Below are 17,826 nucleotides of genomic sequence, written 5' to 3' on the forward strand. Positions count from 1 at the left end.
ATTCTCAGGTGCAAAGCTGTCTCTAATCTTCTATCTTTTTATTCACTCTTCTCAGTAGTTGAGTTAAGATTTTTTGCTCTTCTCTGTCTAAATCAGCAACTACGTCGGCCTCTCCCTGATTAAATTCAGGATATAATTCCTCTATTACTTTTTTTCCTTCATCAGTCAAGGTCACGAGTACCAAGCGTCTGTCTCTTAGATTCGCTTCTCTTTTACACCATTGTTTGCGTTCCAAAGTGTTTGTCATACTACTCACAGCAGCAACTGTAACCCCCATAGATTTGGCCAATTTTCTTGGTTCCATGGAACCCCAAATCCAAAGATTGTAAAGCAAAGTAAAGGCTGTCCAGGAAATATTGTATTTAGAGAGAACGTCACGTTCCATTTTTGTTCGTAATCGTTGTGCAGCCCGGTATAAGTTAGTAACAACCGCCATCGCCTCGAAGTTAAGGGAATGGTTGGTTAAGCGGTTCAAAATAGCTAATTCCTCTGGAAGTAACTTCTCCTCAAAAGAGTACATATATCCTCCTTATTTTTACACAATGTAATAGTTATCGCTGATATGACATTTTTTCCAAAGGTAGATTTGTTTCATTTTCATCCTGTATTTGTTCTGCATGGGATAAAGAGATAAACCTTACTTCTATCGTTTCTGATATAGGCAACAGATCTTTGGTTAATAAGAAAAGCTGAGCTTGATACTTGCCATTTTCATATTTTTTATATAGTGAGTTGTAAATTTTAAGTCTACTGTAAACCCATCTATTTAAAGCGTATATTTTTACCCAATACTCTCCAGCTTGGGGGAGGAGGAATGGACGTGTTAGAAAAAGTTCCCCATTACTTCCTTTAAGTTTTCCCGAAATGGTGTATTCCCTTCCCAAATAATTATTTATTTTTTCTATATCCCCATCCTGCAACGCTTTACGGATATTTGTACTTGAGATTTTTTCATGACTTGAGTTAATAGAAGAAATAATTTCGACTCGAAAACGTTCTTTCGCTAAGTTTTGAAGATCGTAGGGTCCAGCAGCTCCTCGATAGCCAAAGGAAAAATCAAAGCCCACAGTTACGCTTGTAGCACGGAGCGGAAGTAAAAATTGTTCAACAAAATCTAACGGTGAAATTTTTGAAAACACTTGGCAAAATGATACGACATAAGTAATATCTACTCCTAGATTTTCAAAAATGCGCAATTTATCCGGTAAAGGTGTGATGGAAGCTGTATAATTGTTATTTCCAAACAGCTGTCTCGGATGTGGATCAAAAGTCATCACGGCTGATTTTAAACCGGTCTTTTTAGCGTATCTAACGGCTTCTTTAATGACACCTTGATGTCCATAATGTACGCCATCGAAGTAACCAATAGCAATAGAAGAAAAGTCGGTCACAAAAGAAGGTGATAGCGGATAAGAAAGATGTATAACTTTCATTTTTTCACCTGCTTTATATCAAATTTTTTAGAATGAATAAATTTTGTGTTGTAAAGAAATTCAATTTCGTTCGTTATCTAACGATATTGTATCATATTTAATGATTCGGATAAATTAAAAATTTCCCAAAAACGCAAGTGATAAAAATATATACAGAAAATTTATAATGTGTTGACAAATAAAAAAGATTATATTATTCTTTCGATATAAAACGTTAAGTATTTAATGATTCTGTAAATTCCGGAAGGTTGATTGGAGGGTTTTATTATGGCAATAAGAACAGGGAAACAATTTCTTGAAGATTTGAAAAAAGACGGGCGCGAAATTTGGCTCGATGGTGAATTAGTGAAAGATGTAACGACTCATCCTGCTTTTAAGGGTGCTGCTGAACAAGTAGCAAAACTTTTCGACTTACAGCATGAATTTCCAGAGATTATGACAACAACCTCATCAGAAACAGGTGAACGCTTCGGAATTACTCATTTAATTCCAAGAAGTAAGGAAGATATTAAACGAATTCGCAAAGCGATGAAAATTTGGGCAGAGGCTTCTGTTGGTTTAATGGGAAGAAGTCCGGATTATATGAATGTCACTTTTGCTTGTTTTGCTGGACATGCAGATGTATGGGCGCGGCGTGGAAATGAACAAGGGGCGCAGAATTTGATTAACTATCAAAAGTATGTTCGGGATAACGATTTAATTATGACGCACTCGATTATTAACCCACAGGTTGATCGCTCCGTATCCGAAGCTGAGCAGGGCGGAGGAGAAATATCTCTGCACAAGGTCGGGGAAACAGAAGACTCAATTATTGTACGTGGCGCACGTATGCTAGCAACATTAACTCCATTTGCAGATGAATTAACAGTATATCCAGGCAGTGATATTCGACTCCAAGATAAGAAGTATGCAATTTGTTTCGCAGTCCCTATGAACACACCAGGATTGAAGTTTATTTGCCGTGATTCATACAGCAAGGATAGAAATAACTTTGATTATCCGCTGTCTTCCCGTTTTGATGAGATGGATGCGGTAGTTATTTTCGATGATGTACATGTACCAAAGGATCGCGTATTCATGGATGGAGATACCATTGGCTATTCAGAAGTAATTGGAGAGGGGTACTGGAGAAACTACATTATCCTTCAAGCAATGAATCGAGCCCTAACGAAACTTGAATTTGCTTTTGGCTTAGGTCATATGATCGCGGATACCACAGGAGTTAATACATTTGATCATGTTCAGGAGAAGCTAGGAGAAATATGGAATATGATGGAGATGACGCGTGCGGGTGTCATTGCAGCTGAAGAGGGGGCTTTCGAAGTTGGAGGCAAAGGAGTTTGGGCTCCAAATGATCAACCATTACTTGCACTTCGAGGCTTAATGCCGAAATGGATCCCACGGGCAACAGAGTTGCTTAAAATCATCGGTGGTGGTGGCTTTATGCTTACACCAACTTCAAAAGATCTAGATGGTCCACTGTCTGCTGAAATCGCTAAATATTACCAGGCGCGTAATGCTGATGCAGAAAAACGTATTCGTTTATTCAGACTTGGCTGGGATTTTATCGGTTCAGATCTTGCTGGTCGTGGAGATTTGTATGAGCGTTTCTATCTAAGTGACTCGTTTCGCATGACGGCATTAAATTATAAAGTAGCAGATAAAACGCACCCTGAGATGCTTGTAAAGCAGTTTTTACAAGAACCTGTAAAGCAACTGCAACCTACAAAGTAAGAATTGAGTAAAATAGTTAATTTTGGCCGTTAGCTAGAGATGGTTTCTTCCTATGCAGAGTAAAGCAAGGGAGAGACTTCTCTAGTCTTTCGTTTTTACTATGTAAATTACACTTGATATTTTGACAGGGTAGCGTGGTTGAAAGGAGGCGATTCAGAAAAAGAAGAGATTGGATGCGCCGTGCGATCCAGCAGAAGAAAGGCAAACGTGTCTTTTTCCAGCCTCTGATTTTCACCTTCTTTTTTTACCTCTCACCATAAAAATTTATCGATGTATCAAATCAGATGTATATAGATGGATAATTTCGGAGAAAGAGGGCGAGCTTCTCTATGAAGGTAGAAACAACGAGCAATTCGGCTATAAGTATTGAAAATACTATCAACTCTAGCGGACCAAGGCAAACAGAAGGATTGAGAAGAGTATTAAAAACGCGGGATTTAGTTATATTCGGAATGGTTTTCATGGCACCCGTATCAGCTCAGACTCTCTATGGTTCTCTCGCACAAGTATCGAATGGACATGCTGTTTTATCATATGTTATTGGCTTGATAGCAATGATATTTACAGCTTATTCTTACGGTAGGATGACAGAGGCTTTTCCAATCGCAGGCTCTACCTACACCTATACATCACGAGCCATCCATCCATATTTAGGATTCATTGCAGGCTGGTCTATGTTGTTGGATTATGTGCTGATTCCTATGCTTCTATATAAATTAAGTGCAGTATATGCCATTGAATTATTCCCTTCTGTTCCTCTTTGGTTTATGCTTCTTGTATTTGTAGTTCCGGTAACGATATTTAACTGCATAGGTACGGAGGTCGCTTCAAAAGTCAATATACTTATGACAGGAATTATGATAGTAAGTATTTTACTATTCGTTGGATTTGCCATCAAAGCATTACTTCATGGGATAGGAGTAGGCAGTATATTTTCTATACAAGGGATTTATAATGCGCAAACGTTTACATGGAACTCACTGATAGGAGGAGCCTCTATCGCTGTTCTATCTTTTCTTGGTTTTGATGCTGTAACGACTATGGCTGAGGATTCTAATGTCACAGGGAAAATCGTCGGGAAGGCAGCTGTATTGTCCTGTGTTATCAGTGCGGTGTTGTATATAATTCAAGTCTATTTTGCTACTATAGTTTTTCCAGATTTTCAATCCTTCAAATCAGCAGATACAGCGTTTTTTGAGATTACTACGGTTGTAGGGGGAAGTGGACTCGCCATTGTGCTAGCTTTAATTATTTCGCTTTCCGGAATTTCAACAGCTCTGGCAGGACAAGCTGCGGCATCAAGGTTATTATATGGAATGGGGCGTGAACAAGTATTGCCGAAGTTGTTTGCTCATATCCATCCTAAATACAAAACACCTGCTTATAGTATCTTATTTATGGCCGTTATAGGATACATAGGTGCTGTTGCCATTGATTTAAGTGTGATGTTTCTTATTATTGTTTTCGGTGCATTGATTGGCTTTCTCTGTGTAAATTTGTCAGTATTTATAGAGTATTTCGTCAAAAGAAAAAAGCGTAATTTCTCTGGGTTCATTTTCTATGTCTTGTGTCCTTTATTTGGTTTGTTTGTATGCGCTTACATTTTGTGGGGAATGGACAGAATCGGACATATAGTAGGATTCTCATGGTTATTAGTTGGGTTTATTTATCTAAGTATTACAAGCAAGGGATTTTCAAAGAAGGTTAATGTTTTTAAAGATGATTCCTTTTAGTTATTGTGATATCCGCTCTCTACTAAGGCGGAGAGCTTCCCTGTGGAAGTTCGGTGGCGACTTGCTTCAGTAGAGGCGGTGTATTCTATCATAGGTTCATGCCATAGTTAATAAGGATGGTTTACATGAAAGAGCCGTACCCCTTTCTTAAGGGTATGGCTCTTTTGTATACAATATGATAATCGCCAGCGCTCATACAGTCGAAGAAAGCGTAGGGATGAAATTATAGTTTTATAAACTATGAAATGATATACTTATTTATACATATAAAATTTTACATAATTACATTTAGTATTAAAATATATAGAAAACGCAGTGGAGGATAAATATGCTGGAAGATAACTTTCTTTCTGAAGAGAAAGATATAATACGTCGTTTACATGGAAAACCTTATGATTTCGAAGCGATGACCATTGTTTCGAATCTGTACCGGGCTGCTCAGCGTATGAGAATAAAAATGGAACGAGAGGTTCTCTCTGAGTATAACCTTTCATGGACGGCTTTTGACTTGTTACATAATCTTTGGATATGGGAACCGATGGAAATGAGGAAGGTAGCTAAACTGATGGGGGTTACTGTAGCTACCGTAAGCAGTATTACAAACACATTGGAACGAAAAGAATTATGTGTGCGAGTAGCAGACCAAAGAGACCGAAGGTTAGTGCAACTAAAGCTTACATCTTTAGGCAAAGAAGTAATCGAAGATTTATACCCAAAATTCAATAAAGGAGAAATAGAAATTGTAAAAGGGTTAACCGAAGAAGAAGGTAAAGTTATTACGGAGTTATTAAGAAAAATTAACAGGAATATGGATTACCTTGTTGATTGAATCACTAAATACTTCCTATATACATCTGATTTGATACATCGACAAGTTTTTATGGTGGGAAGGTAAGAAAAGAAGGAAGGGCGGTGGGCCAACCTCTTCTTTTTTCCGAATCTCCTCCTTCCAACCACACTCCCCTGTCAAAATATCAAGTGTAATTTATATAGTAGATGATAATAGTGATGGGGCTGTTAACAAAAAAAGTACATTGCTTAATTTTCAGCAGCCCCATTTAAAAACATCTTAGTTCGGAGGAGTAATAACTTTTTATTATTACTTCCTTTATGTTAACGTGGGTGTCTTATCTGTCCGCGGATTTCCCCATTCGGATGTGCCTCAGTATGGACATTCACATAAGCGTTACCATTACGCATCTCTCTCAAGAGTGTAGACAATGATTGTCTAGCTAAAGGCCCGACTAAATTTGCACTTGTTAATGTTCCCGTTACTATGCCTCTATCTACAGTAATTCCTCTGCTAACAGGACCAAAAAGAAATACGACGATGGGACCGTTCATCCCTCTTCGACCTAAATGAATATGTGCCTGTGTAACGTTCCTTATATTCCTAACAACCAATGTAAATCTTAACCTTCTACCATCATTACTAAGCTGAAAATTAGCTACACCACTTGCATTGGTTCGTACTCTTGGAACTTCTTCCGATCCTCTTAAACGCGCGGAAAATCTCCTCATTATCGTTCTCCTCCTAAAAAATAAGATATAGTAATTTATTCTTTGAGAATCACTACTGCTTGTACGATTACCTATTATTCAGCACAGGTATTTGGGAGCTTATCCCGAGGGAAACGGGGACTATGATAACATACATTATTGCAAATGGAGCTTCTCGGGTTGCAAAAGGAAGAACTGCTTGATAATATCGTGTATGCTTGGGGTGCTATTTACTTGGCTGATGTGGAAAATGTAAATTTATTCATTTAATAAAGTTAGAAAAATCACGGTTTGAACATTGAGAATGAAATGGACATTGGGCCGAATCGTTGTGCTGTTCGATAACGTAATTACAGAATAGGGGTGTTTTTTTGAGTCAATTTGTTAATCCATGGGATGCCCGTTTCCAAGCCGACGAGTATGTGTATGGAACAAACCCAAATGTTTTTTTAACAGAGGCTATGCATCACCTTATTCCTAAAGGAGAGACGTTAGCTATTGCTGAAGGAGAAGGGCGAAACGCTGTATTCTTAGCTGAACACAATTTTAATGTAACAGCATGGGATTACGCACCTTCCGGCCTGGAGAAAACGAAAGAGTTAGCAGCTAAACGAGGGGTACCTGTTTATACAGAGCTTGTAGATTTAAGTACAGCTAGATGGGAAGAAGAGAAATGGAATCAGATTGTATGTATCTTTGGTCATTTCCCAACTCCACTTCGACTAAAAACGTTGGAGTCAGTCAAGAATGCTGTTAGACCAGGCGGTTTGTATGTAAGTGAGGTTTATTCTGTACATCAACCACCGTATAATAGCGGAGGTCCTAAAGAGGTAGATTTATTATACCGACCCGAAGAATTTTTACAGATTTTTAATGATTGGAAAATTATACACTTTTTTATGGGTGAAGTTATACGTTATGAAGGGAACCTGCATAATGGTTTATCTCACGTCATTCAATTTGTTGGTCAAAAATCATAAAGGTAGTACAACCTTACAAAAAATTAGAAATGACTCTTCAATACAGGGGAAGAGTCATTTCTGATGAAAATATGGGTGGACGGCAGAAAGTGATGAGCGCAGACAAGAGATTCATAATTATGGCAAGTCGCTGATTAGCCAAACTGTGCAGCATGTAATCTGCTGTACACGCCGCCAGATTCAATTAAGTCCTCATGCTGCCCCTGTTCTTCAATACCTTGTTTTGTAACGACGACAATCCGATCGGCATTTTTAATCGTTGCTAACCTGTGAGCGATGATAAGCGTAGTACGGCCCTTGGACAATTCGGCGAGCGATTGCTGGATAGCTAATTCAGTTTCTGTATCAAGAGCGGATGTGGCTTCGTCAAGAATAAGAATCGATGGATTCTTCAGAAACATCCTCGCGATGGCTAATCGCTGCTTTTGTCCACCGGAAAGCTTCACGCCTCGTTCGCCTATTACCGTATCCATCCCTTCAGGTTGTGAGCGAATGAGATCGTCCAGCTTCGCATGTCGTGCCGCCTCCCATATTTCAGAGTCAGATGCATGTAGATTTCCGTAAGCGATGTTCTCTCTTATTGTTCCGGAGAACAGAAAGACATCCTGCTGTACAATACCGATTTGTTTACGTAGCGACGATAGCTTTATCTCTCGGATATCCATACCGTCGATGGATATGCTTCCTTCTTCGACTTCATAAAAACGGGGCAGAAGACTGCACAGTGTCGTTTTTCCCGCACCAGAAGGGCCGACGAATGCAATGGTTTCTCCAGGATGAATTTTCAAGTCAATGTTCTGAAGAACCTTATCTTTGCCTTCATATCCGAATGTTACTTTGTCAAAGTGGATATCGCCTCTCAGATGTTTAATTTCCACTGCATCCGGTGCATCTGCAATATCAGGTTCTGTTTCAAGAAGCTCAATATATCGCTTAAAGCCTGCGATCCCTTTCGGATAAAGCTCAATGACCGCATTGATTTTTTCGATTGGCCTAAACAGGATGTTGGTCAATAAAACAAATCCGACAAACTCCCCATACGTCAGCTCATTCCTAATAACGAACCATGTTCCACAAAGAAGAACAAACAGTGTAACAAGACGCATCAGCATATAGCTGATGGATGAATTTAAAGCCATTATTTTATATGAGAGCAGTTTCGTAAGGCGAAAGCGATTGTTGTTGACTGTAAATTGCGCTTTTTCGTGTTCTTCATTTCCGAAAGCTTGCACGACGCGGATACCGCCGATATTGTTTTCAACGCCTGCATTGAAATCGGCTATATCGGAAAATAAGCGCCTAAATGCTTGGGTCATCTTTTTATTGAATAATATGGTCAGCCAAAGGAGGAAGGGGATAACCATAAATGTGAGAAGAGCTAACTTCCAATTGATGAAAAGCATCATGATGAACGCCCCAATAAGTGTCATAACGGCGATGAATAAATCCTCTGGTCCATGATGAGCGATTTCTCCAATTTCCATCAAATCATTCGAAAGTCGAGACATCAAGTGCCCCGTCTTATTATTATCGAAAAAGCGGAACGAAAGCTTCTGTATATGATCGAACAGCTTTTTACGCATGTCTGTTTCAATATTAATTCCAAGCATATGTCCCCAGTATGTAACCACATACTGCATACCAGTATTAATAGCATAAATTGCAAGTAAAACAACGGATGCCGCAAAGATTAAAGACCAATTTTGTCCCGGAAGTAATTTGTCAACGAATTGATTTACAGCAAGTGGAAAAGCGAGTTCCAGTAAACCGGCTAAGACTGCACAAGTAAAATCCAGAAAAAATAAGCCTTTATATGGGCGGTAATATTCAAAAAATCGCCGTAACATCAAGAAATCACCCATTTCTAAAATAAATAGCTGCTTATCCTTCGCAGGGATTAGCATAATAAATTGGCTTTATGCTTTGGAACGAGCAAGCAAATAAAGGAAATATGGTGCTCCGATTATGGCTACAACAATGCCTGCATGGATTTCGGAAGGCTGCATAATCGTTCGGCCAAGCGTATCTGCGACAAGTAGCAATAAAGCGCCGGCTAGTGCCGAAGCAGGCAGCAGAAATTGATGATGAGGTCCGATTAGTCTTCTTGCCAAATGAGGCCCGATAAGGCCGATAAAAGCGATACCTCCGCTAACGGAAACGCATGATGCTGCAAGTCCGACGGCGGCGGCCAATAATTTAAGGCGTTCTTTTTCTACTGGGACACCAAGTCCTGTTGCCAGCTTGTCACCAAAATTTAATACATCCAGTATACGTGCTTTATAAAAAATAAAAGTAAAAAGCACAATAATCCAAGGAAGCAATGTTAAAACAAACTCCCAGCTTGTTCCCCAGATAGTTCCCGCTAGCCAAACGGCTACAAAATCATATTTTTGCGGGGTCAATCTTAGTGTGAGTATCGTCATTAAAGCGCTAATTCCTGCGGCTACTGCAATCCCAGTCAAAATAAGACGACTAGGCAAAAGCCCATGGTGCTTTTTGTACGATAACTTATAAATCAACAAAGCAGTTAAGCTACCGCCCACTAAAGCCAGAAATGGAAGAAAGAGGACGGGTGCAGCCGTATTGCTTGGATAAAAGGAGACAAATAATACCACCATAAGTCCTGCACCGGTTGTTATCCCTAAAATTCCTGGGTCCGCTAAAGCATTTCGGGATATCCCTTGCAGAATGCATCCCGAAACGGCAAGCCCTGCTCCTACTAGAATTGCGACAATAATACGTGGAAGCCTAAATTCGAATAAAATAAGACTTTGCTTTTCAGTACCCATTCCAAAAAACGTTCGAATGACTTCCATCGGGGATAAACTGGAGTATCCTGTATTCATACTGATGATGAAAGTAAGCAAGATTAATATAGCAAGTATGGATAACACGGTAATGCGACGAATCTTCTTTTTACGTTCGGCTTCTAAAGGCAATATATTCTCCATTATAGTTCCCTCCCCTCTTTTCGCGCTACATAGAGAAAGAACGGAACTCCTATAAGAGCAAACAGCGCACTGATTGGCGTTTCATATGGAGGGTTAATCATTCTTGCTCCAATGTCAGCGAGCAGCATGAACAGGCTTCCTAATACTGCTGAACATGGGATAATCCATCGATAATCAATTCCTACAAAATAGCGGGTAAGGTGGGGAATAATCAGCCCAACAAAGGCGATTGGTCCGACAATTGAAACGGCTACACCGGCTAATACGAGTACGATAATTGCGCCGAATAATTTTGCTGGTTTGGTGCGTTGCCCAAGCCCTGTTGCTACTTCGTCCCCGAAGCTTAATAACGTAATGGAGCGTGATAGCAATAAAGCCCCGACAAGAGCGGCAACCACCCAAGGAAACATGGTGGTAACCTGCTCCCACTTCACTCCGGCTACACCGCCAGCGCGCCAAAAAGCCAAGTCCTGACTTAATTTAAAATGAATCGCAATCCCTTCGCTAAGCGCCATTAGAAGTGCACTTACCGCTGTACCGGCCAAGACCAATCTAACAGGTGTTAACCCATTTCTGACTAGAAACCCAGTCCCGTATACAAGCCCGGTAGCAAGTGCTGCTCCAAGAAAAGAAAAGAGAATTAAGGAATTGTATGAAATTCCAGGCAAAAACGCAAAGCAAAAGGCGAGCATAAATGCTGCCCCTGCGTTAATCCCCAATATTCCGGGGTCAGCTAATGGATTTCGGGTCATGCCTTGCATAATCGCGCCTGCTACAGAGAAAGAGGCACCTACCATAATATCGGCTAAGGAGCGTGGCAGGCGAAGTTCTTGTATAATCGAATGCTGTGTTACATCTGGATTAAAGCGAAAAATCGCTTCCCAAACTGTCGACAGTTTTATATCCGCTGCGCCGACAGAAATGGAAAGGGCAAGTCCAAAAAGGACGGTGAAAGAACCCAGTACAAGAATAATCGTTGCAGCTAGGGGCCTGGAACGCAAGTTTAATTGCTGTGATGATTGTTCAGTAACTTCCATTGATTTAGACATTTCTCTCTCCTTACATATGACCCTTCGTTTGACGTAATACAACTCTTTTAATTAAAATTGATAATCGTTATCATTGATATAGTAACAGTTGAATTTCCAATTGTCTACATTCGAATATGAGATAGTCTTGCAGTGAGAAAATAATAATGTTACTATAATCGAAATTGATAATCGTTATCGATTGAATGATAAGGAGAGATTTAATTGACAGGCAATTATTTAAAGAAGAGTGTTTTTATATTTTTGTCTATTTTACTAATAGGAATTTTAGCTGCTTGCGGACAGGCGTCCAACAACAAAGCCCCTGAGTCTCAGCAAGGTCAGTCTACAGAAAATAAGAATGAAACCATTACATATACAGCTGCGAATGGAGAAGTTAAAATTCCCAAAAATCCCAACCGGGTAGTCGTACTAGCAGAAAGCTATGTCGGGGATTTTCTAGCGCTTGGTATCACACCTATCGGAGTTACTCAGAAGGCTTTGGATAACCCTTATTTTAAGGAAAAAATGAACGGGGTTGAGAATCTTGGTGATGGAAGCTCAGTCGAAAAAGTTCTGGATATGAAGCCTGACCTTATTGTCACATTTAGCGGAACTGAAAATATAGAACAACTTGAAAAAGTAGCCCCTACAGTAGCTGTGGAATATGGAAAGAAAAATTTCAAAGACCAGCTTAAAGAGTTTGGAAAGATGACAGGTAAGGAAGATCAAGCGAATGAGTGGATAGCTAGCTGGGATAAAAAAATCGCGGAAAACAAGCCAAAGGTTGAAGCAGTCGTAGGAAATAAAACAGTGTCCATTCTCCAGCCATACGCCAAAGGCATTTATGCATTTGGACATAATTATGCAAGGGGCGGCGAAATCATTTATGGTGAGTTGAAATTAAAAGCGCCTAAAATTGTGCAGAAAGAAGCGATTGATAGCGGTACAGGATGGGCTAATCTTTCATTAGAGAAGCTACCAGAATATGCAGGGGATTACATATTCACAAGCGCATGGTCAGGGGATAACGCCGATCCGAATGTTGTATATGGGAACAGCATTTGGAAGGGGCTTCCTGCTGTAAAAAATAATCGTGTATTTAAATTAGACGATAAGGGTTCTTTTTTCAATGACCCTGTTTCTCTGGAAGCGCAACTTGATTTCATTGTGGAGAAGTTAACCCAAAAATAATAAGCATGGGCATTGTTCAAAGAAAAACCCATATTGTAGTACCGAAAACCCTTGGCTTATATTGCTAAGGGTTTCTTTAGTGAGATCGTAGTTATGATAAAGAGTTGATTTTAAAAAAATTTAAAAAGTGTGTCTTTTATTCTGTGTCTTGATTTATTGTTTTACACATGTTTATAATATCTTTTATCAATTATATAGCATTCGGATGAACCATACAGGAGAAGATCGATGATCTACCGATGGGGCAAGAAGTTGGTCAAGCAGCTTTGAAACTCTCAGGTCTTGGATACAAGTAGAACTGCATGGGGACGAATCTCTGGAGAGACTCCCTCCTGTTGCTAAGCAACAAGGAGGAAACAGAGCACCGAAGGAGCAAATCCACTATTATGTATGGCGGATAATCTCTCAGGTAAAAGGACAGAGACAAGCGACAGGAAATACCGATTTTTGGTCGGTTTATTTTTCTATCCCTTGTATCTCCAGAGACCATTTCATTTGAATGAAATGGTTTTTTTATTTTTTTATAAAGGAGAATGGAGATGGAGACGGTAAGCAAAGTATTAGATGTAATTAATCACTATGTATGGGGGCTACCTACATTGATACTTCTTGTAGGAACAGGCATCCTCCTTACGGTACGTCTACGGGGCCTACAGTTCACCAAACTATGGTATGCTCATGCATTGGCGTTTAGAAAATCGCAGGACAAATCCTCAGCCGGTGATATCAGCCACTTTCAGGCGTTGATGACCGCTATGGCGGCGACCATTGGGATGGGGAACATCGCCGGGGTCGCAACGGCAGTGTCCATCGGAGGACCTGGTGCAATATTCTGGATGTGGATTACCGCGTTGTTTGGAATGGCAACGAAATATTCAGAGGCTATTCTTGCGGTAAAATATCGAATCAAGGGAGCAAACGGAGAATATTCTGGCGGTCCGATGTATTATCTGGAACGTGGCTTAGGGAAAAAATGGCTAGCTGTGCTGTTTGCTATTTTTGGTGCGACCGCCTCTTTTGGGATTGGAAATATGGTACAGTCCAATTCAGTTGCAGAGGCAATGAAAATCAATTTCTCAATCCCTCCGTTCGCTTCAGGGGTTATGATGGCTGTATTTATTGCGCTCGTAATTCTTGGCGGTGTTAAAAAGATCGGGAAAGTTACGGGCTATTTTGTTCCGATAAAAGCTTTCTTTTATATTATTGCTGGACTAATTATTATCTTCTATCATATAGATCAAGTTCCCGAGGCATTCTCGCTTATTTTCTCAGGAGCGTTTAACGGTACTGCAGCTGCCGGAGGCTTTGTCGGAGCAACAGTTGCAGCTGCCATCCAAATTGGTGTGGCGCGTGGCGTGTTTGCAAATGAAGCCGGATTGGGAAGCGCACCGATCGCAGCAGCAGCAGCAAAAACGGACGTTCCAGCTAAGCAAGCACTTGTATCAATGACAGGGACATTCCTTGATACGTTTGTTGTGTGTACAATTACCGGGCTCATATTGGTTACAACAGGCGCTTGGAAGTCCGGAAAGACAGGTGTGGAAGCGACGACGCTCGCTTTTCAGTCCGTATTCGGCAGTACGGGAAGTATGATTCTTGGTATTGCAATTATTTTGTTTGCTTATTCAACAATTCTGGGGTGGTCATACTATGGAGAGAAATGTATAGAGTATCTATTTGGCCGAAGAGCCGTTCGATATTACCGTTACATTTTTGTTGGTATGGTCGCGATTGGCGCGAATTTAAAACTTGGTCTAGTCTGGACGTTTGCTGATATTGCGAACGGATTGATGGCGATTCCGAACTTAATCGGTCTAGTCGGATTAAGTGGAGTGGTCGTTGTGGAAACAAAACGTTTCCTACAAGCAGAGAAAGAAAAGAATGCTAACGAACAAGTCGCAAGCTAGCGTAATGAAGAGGCTGTAGAGTGGTCTATCCTACTCTACAGCCTTTTTATGTGGAGCTGTGTGGCATGAAGGTCGAATAAGAGTGGCAATTGTTTCTATCCTGGAAATCTTTATTATTGTGAGAAATATAAAAAAATTATTGTGTCAAGAAAAGTTCTGTATTAATATAATTAAGTAAATGAAAATCTGTTATATAATAATAATGTAGAACGAACAGTCTGGATATTCTTTTAGTACAGAAAAATAATAAACGAGTTGAATATTATTAAATTTTCTAACTAAATAAAAAACAACTTGCGCACTTTCGAATACTGTATTATAATAAAAACAACAAAGAGATTGTGTTATATAATACAAACTGAAAGCAGTTTGGATAGGAGGCATTCGAGACGTGAATACAAAAACCTACCCAGTAGGAGTGCAAATTCTGGGGAATGTTCCGGAGGGATATGAAGAAATTCTTACGCCTGGAGCGTTGGAGTTTGTAGCTACATTGCAAAGGAAGTTTAATAAGACACGGATTTCTTTACTGCAAAGACGTGAAGAAAGACAAAAAGAAATTGATGCAGGAAAAATGCCAGATTTTTTACCGGAGACAGAGCATATTCGAAACGGTGTATGGACCATTGCTCCTCTTCCGCCTGATCTTCAAGATAGAAGGGTAGAGATTACAGGACCTGCCGGAGATCGTAAAATGGTTATCAATGCTCTAAATTCTGGAGCGAAGATGTTTATGGCAGATTTTGAGGATGCCAACTCCCCTACGTGGAGCAATACGATTGAAGGCCAAATCAACTTAAGAGATGCGATTCGAGGAAGCATTCAATTCGTAAATCCAGACGGTAAACAATATTCATTGAAAGAAAATACAGCAACGTTAATTGTTCGCCCGCGTGGGTGGCATTTAGAAGAGAAAAACGTACTTATTGACGGAGAACCTGTATCCGGTAGTTTGTTTGATTTTGGTCTTTATTTCTATCATAATGCGGATACGCTGCTTGAGAATGGAACAGGGCCTTATTTTTATCTCCCTAAGCTTGAGAGTCACCTAGAAGCAAGGCTGTGGAATGAAGTATTTGTTCTGGCACAGAACGAACTTGGAATTTCCCAGGGAACGATTAAAGCGACCGTTCTTATAGAAACAATTTTGGCAACATTCGAAATGAATGAAATACTGTACGAATTGCGTGAGCATTCGGCGGGGCTGAATTGTGGAAGATGGGACTACATATTCAGCTACATTAAGAAGTTTCGTAATCAGCCGCATATCATCCTACCTGATCGCGCAAACGTTACGATGACAGTACCATTTATGAGCGCGTATACACAATTAACAGTTCAAACGTGCCATCGTCGAAACGCACCAGCTATTGGTGGTATGGCCGCTCAAATTCCAATCAAAGGCGACCCGGTAGCAAACGAAGAGGCGTTTAACAAGGTTCGTGCGGATAAGGAACGAGAGGCAAGAAACGGGCATGACGGAACATGGGTAGCCCATCCGGGGTTAGTGCCTGTAGCTTTGGAAGTATTCAATCATGTTATGCCTACACCGAATCAAATCGATAATAAACGAGAGGATGTACAGGTGAGCGCAGAGGATCTTCTTGCGGTACCGGAAGGATCCATTACGGAAGAGGGCCTCCGTACGAATATCAGTGTAGGAATTCAATATATCGAAGCTTGGCTTCGCGGCTATGGTGCCGTTCCGATTTTTAATCTTATGGAAGATGCAGCTACAGCAGAAATTTCCCGGGCACAGGTTTGGCAGTGGATTCGTCATCCTAAAGGGATGCTTGATGACGGACGCAAGGTTACAGAGCAGCTGTTCCAGCAACTGCTAGGGGAAGAATTAGAAACGATCAAAGAAGCGATTGGGGAAGAACGGTATCATTCCGGTAAGTACCAGTTGGCGAGTGAGTTGTTCTCTCAGCTTATCCTTGATGATGAGTTTGAAAACTTCTTAACTCTTCCTGGATACAAATATATTCATTAATTTTGAAAGGGTGGATGAGATATGGTAGAACATTATGCAACACAATTAGAGGAAAGCTGGAAAGACAGTCGTTGGAAAGGTATTGAGAGACCATATTCGGCTGAAGATGTTATTCGTCTCCGCGGTTCTGTTCAAATTGAACATACATTAGCCCGCATGGGAGCGGAACGTCTTTGGAATCTTGTAAATACAGAAGACTATATTAATGCTTTAGGTGCTCTAACAGGCAATCAAGCCGTACAACAAGTCAAAGCAGGATTAAAGGCGATTTACTTAAGCGGTTGGCAGGTTGCAGCTGATGCAAACCTTTCTGGTAATATGTATCCTGACCAAAGTTTGTATCCGGCAAACAGCGTACCAAGTGTTGTCAAACGTATTAACCAGGCTCTGCAGCGTGCAGATCAAATCTATCATGCAGAAGGAAAAAATGATATTAATTGGTTTGCCCCTATCGTTGCGGATATGGAGGCTGGGTTTGGCGGTTCATTAAACGTATTCGAATTGACGAAAGCAATGATTGAAGCAGGTGCATCTGGTGTTCATCTCGAAGACCAATTATCTTCTGAGAAGAAATGCGGTCACTTAGGCGGAAAAGTTCTACTGCCAACACAAACTTCAGTGCGCAACTTAATTGCTGCACGGTTGGCTGCTGACGTAATGGGTGTTCCTACTGTGCTAATCGCGAGAACAGATGCGAATGCAGCGAACCTCATTACTAGTGATGCTGATCCGTATGATGCGCCATTTATTACGGGAGAGCGTACACCGGAAGGTTTTTACAGAACGAGAGATGGACTTGATCAAGCGATTTCAAGAGGGCTTGCCTATGCACCATATGCAGATATGATTTGGTGCGAAACATCAGAGCCGAATCTTGAAGAGGCCAAACGTTTTGCTGATGCTATTCATGAACAGTTCCCTGGAAAGCTACTTGCTTATAACTGCTCGCCTTCCTTTAACTGGAAGAAAAAATTGGATGATGAAACCATTGCGAAGTTCCAGGTTGAACTGGGTAAAATGGGATATAAATTCCAATTCGTAACTCTTGCTGGATTCCACGCTCTTAATTACAGCATGTTTGATTTGGCTCGTGGTTATAAAGAAAAAGGAATGGCAGCATATTCCGAATTGCAACAAGCAGAATTTGCTGCTGAACAATACGGTTACACTGCCACAAGACATCAGCGCGAAGTAGGTACTGGCTACTTTGACGAAGTTTCTCAAGTCATTAGCGGTGGAACGTCGTCGACAGTTGCCCTTGCAGGCTCAACTGAAGCCGAACAATTCACGAAGGCATAATGTACCTTTCGTACCATCCAGCACTGATAAAAAAATAAAAGGTTATGTAATAGTATACACTGCCGGATGGGAAA

At 40.6% G+C, this 17,826-nt stretch carries 14 protein-coding genes, 1 pseudogene and 1 riboswitch; of the genes and pseudogenes, 9 read left to right on the forward strand and 6 right to left on the reverse strand.

Going from position 1 to position 17,826, the window contains the following annotated elements:
- Window positions 1–22: 22 nt before the first annotated feature.
- Together AF333_RS11345 and AF333_RS11350 are read right to left on the reverse strand one after the other, a co-directional pair.
- Complete coding sequence (locus tag AF333_RS11345; RefSeq protein WP_043064470.1) at window positions 23–520, reverse strand: MarR family transcriptional regulator; 498 nt, start codon at window positions 518–520, stop codon at window positions 23–25.
- Between the two features lie 31 nt (window positions 521–551).
- Window positions 552–1,433, reverse strand: a complete 882-nt coding sequence (locus AF333_RS11350; protein ID WP_052811801.1) for an FAD synthetase family protein — start codon at window positions 1,431–1,433, stop codon at window positions 552–554.
- Between the two features lie 267 nt (window positions 1,434–1,700).
- Between AF333_RS11350 and AF333_RS11355 the strand changes: the two genes are divergently transcribed.
- From AF333_RS11355 to AF333_RS11365, 3 genes are all read left to right on the forward strand, one after another.
- Window positions 1,701–3,167 carry a 4-hydroxyphenylacetate 3-hydroxylase family protein gene (locus tag AF333_RS11355; RefSeq protein ID WP_043064469.1) on the forward strand — a complete coding sequence of 489 codons (1,467 nt, stop codon included), beginning with the start codon at window positions 1,701–1,703 and terminating at the stop codon, window positions 3,165–3,167.
- Between the two features lie 329 nt (window positions 3,168–3,496).
- On the forward strand, window positions 3,497–4,900 hold the full coding sequence (locus AF333_RS11360) for an APC family permease (protein WP_052811798.1): 1,404 nt from the start codon (window positions 3,497–3,499) through the stop codon (window positions 4,898–4,900).
- A 328-nt stretch (window positions 4,901–5,228) separates the two neighbouring features.
- Window positions 5,229–5,729: a MarR family winged helix-turn-helix transcriptional regulator gene (locus tag AF333_RS11365; RefSeq protein ID WP_021623844.1), complete on the forward strand. Its 501-nt coding sequence runs from the start codon at window positions 5,229–5,231 to the stop codon at window positions 5,727–5,729.
- A gap of 284 nt (window positions 5,730–6,013) precedes the next feature.
- On the opposite strand, the gene AF333_RS11370 is transcribed toward AF333_RS11365, so the two are convergent.
- Window positions 6,014–6,421: a CHRD domain-containing protein gene (locus AF333_RS11370; RefSeq protein WP_043064468.1), complete on the reverse strand. Its 408-nt coding sequence runs from the start codon at window positions 6,419–6,421 to the stop codon at window positions 6,014–6,016.
- Window positions 6,422–6,559: 138 nt separating this feature from the next.
- Between AF333_RS11370 and AF333_RS37800 the strand changes: the two are divergent.
- Window positions 6,560–6,670, forward strand: a pseudogene (locus tag AF333_RS37800) (DsrE/DsrF/DrsH-like family protein); the annotation flags it as partial.
- 101 nt (window positions 6,671–6,771) lie between these two features.
- Window positions 6,772–7,380: a class I SAM-dependent methyltransferase gene (locus tag AF333_RS11375; protein WP_043064467.1), complete on the forward strand. Its 609-nt coding sequence runs from the start codon at window positions 6,772–6,774 to the stop codon at window positions 7,378–7,380.
- A 134-nt stretch (window positions 7,381–7,514) separates the two neighbouring features.
- Here the strand turns inward: AF333_RS11375 and AF333_RS11380 are convergent, their stop codons facing one another.
- From AF333_RS11380 to AF333_RS11390, 3 genes are all read right to left on the reverse strand, one after another.
- Window positions 7,515–9,227, reverse strand: a complete 1,713-nt coding sequence (locus AF333_RS11380) for an ABC transporter ATP-binding protein (RefSeq protein ID WP_043064466.1) — start codon at window positions 9,225–9,227, stop codon at window positions 7,515–7,517.
- A 69-nt stretch (window positions 9,228–9,296) separates the two neighbouring features.
- On the reverse strand, window positions 9,297–10,331 hold the full coding sequence (locus AF333_RS11385) for a FecCD family ABC transporter permease (protein WP_043064465.1): 1,035 nt from the start codon (window positions 10,329–10,331) through the stop codon (window positions 9,297–9,299).
- Window positions 10,331–11,380 carry a FecCD family ABC transporter permease gene (locus AF333_RS11390; protein WP_043064464.1) on the reverse strand — a complete coding sequence of 350 codons (1,050 nt, stop codon included), beginning with the start codon at window positions 11,378–11,380 and terminating at the stop codon, window positions 10,331–10,333. The genes AF333_RS11385 and AF333_RS11390 overlap by 1 nt, the downstream gene beginning before the upstream one ends.
- A 204-nt stretch (window positions 11,381–11,584) precedes the next feature.
- Between AF333_RS11390 and AF333_RS11395 the strand changes: the two genes are divergently transcribed.
- The 4 genes from AF333_RS11395 to aceA all read left to right on the forward strand — a co-directional run bounded on the left by AF333_RS11395 (window position 11,585) and on the right by aceA (window position 17,752).
- Window positions 11,585–12,553, forward strand: a complete 969-nt coding sequence (locus tag AF333_RS11395) for an iron-hydroxamate ABC transporter substrate-binding protein (RefSeq protein WP_043064463.1) — start codon at window positions 11,585–11,587, stop codon at window positions 12,551–12,553.
- Window positions 12,554–12,859: 306 nt separating this feature from the next.
- Window positions 12,860–12,984: riboswitch (glycine riboswitch) on the forward strand.
- Window positions 12,985–13,092: 108 nt separating this feature from the next.
- The gene (locus tag AF333_RS11400; protein WP_043064462.1) at window positions 13,093–14,460 is read left to right on the forward strand and encodes an alanine/glycine:cation symporter family protein; all 1,368 of its coding nucleotides are present in this window, start codon (window positions 13,093–13,095) and stop codon (window positions 14,458–14,460) included.
- Window positions 14,461–14,851: 391 nt separating this feature from the next.
- On the forward strand, window positions 14,852–16,453 hold the full coding sequence (gene aceB / locus AF333_RS11405) for a malate synthase A (RefSeq protein WP_043064461.1): 1,602 nt from the start codon (window positions 14,852–14,854) through the stop codon (window positions 16,451–16,453).
- Between the two features lie 21 nt (window positions 16,454–16,474).
- Complete coding sequence (gene aceA, locus AF333_RS11410; protein WP_043064460.1) at window positions 16,475–17,752, forward strand: isocitrate lyase; 1,278 nt, start codon at window positions 16,475–16,477, stop codon at window positions 17,750–17,752.
- Window positions 17,753–17,826: the final 74 nt, after the last annotated feature.

It is taken from the genome of Aneurinibacillus migulanus (assembly GCF_001274715.1).
GTDB classification, from domain to species: domain Bacteria; phylum Bacillota; class Bacilli; order Aneurinibacillales; family Aneurinibacillaceae; genus Aneurinibacillus; species Aneurinibacillus migulanus.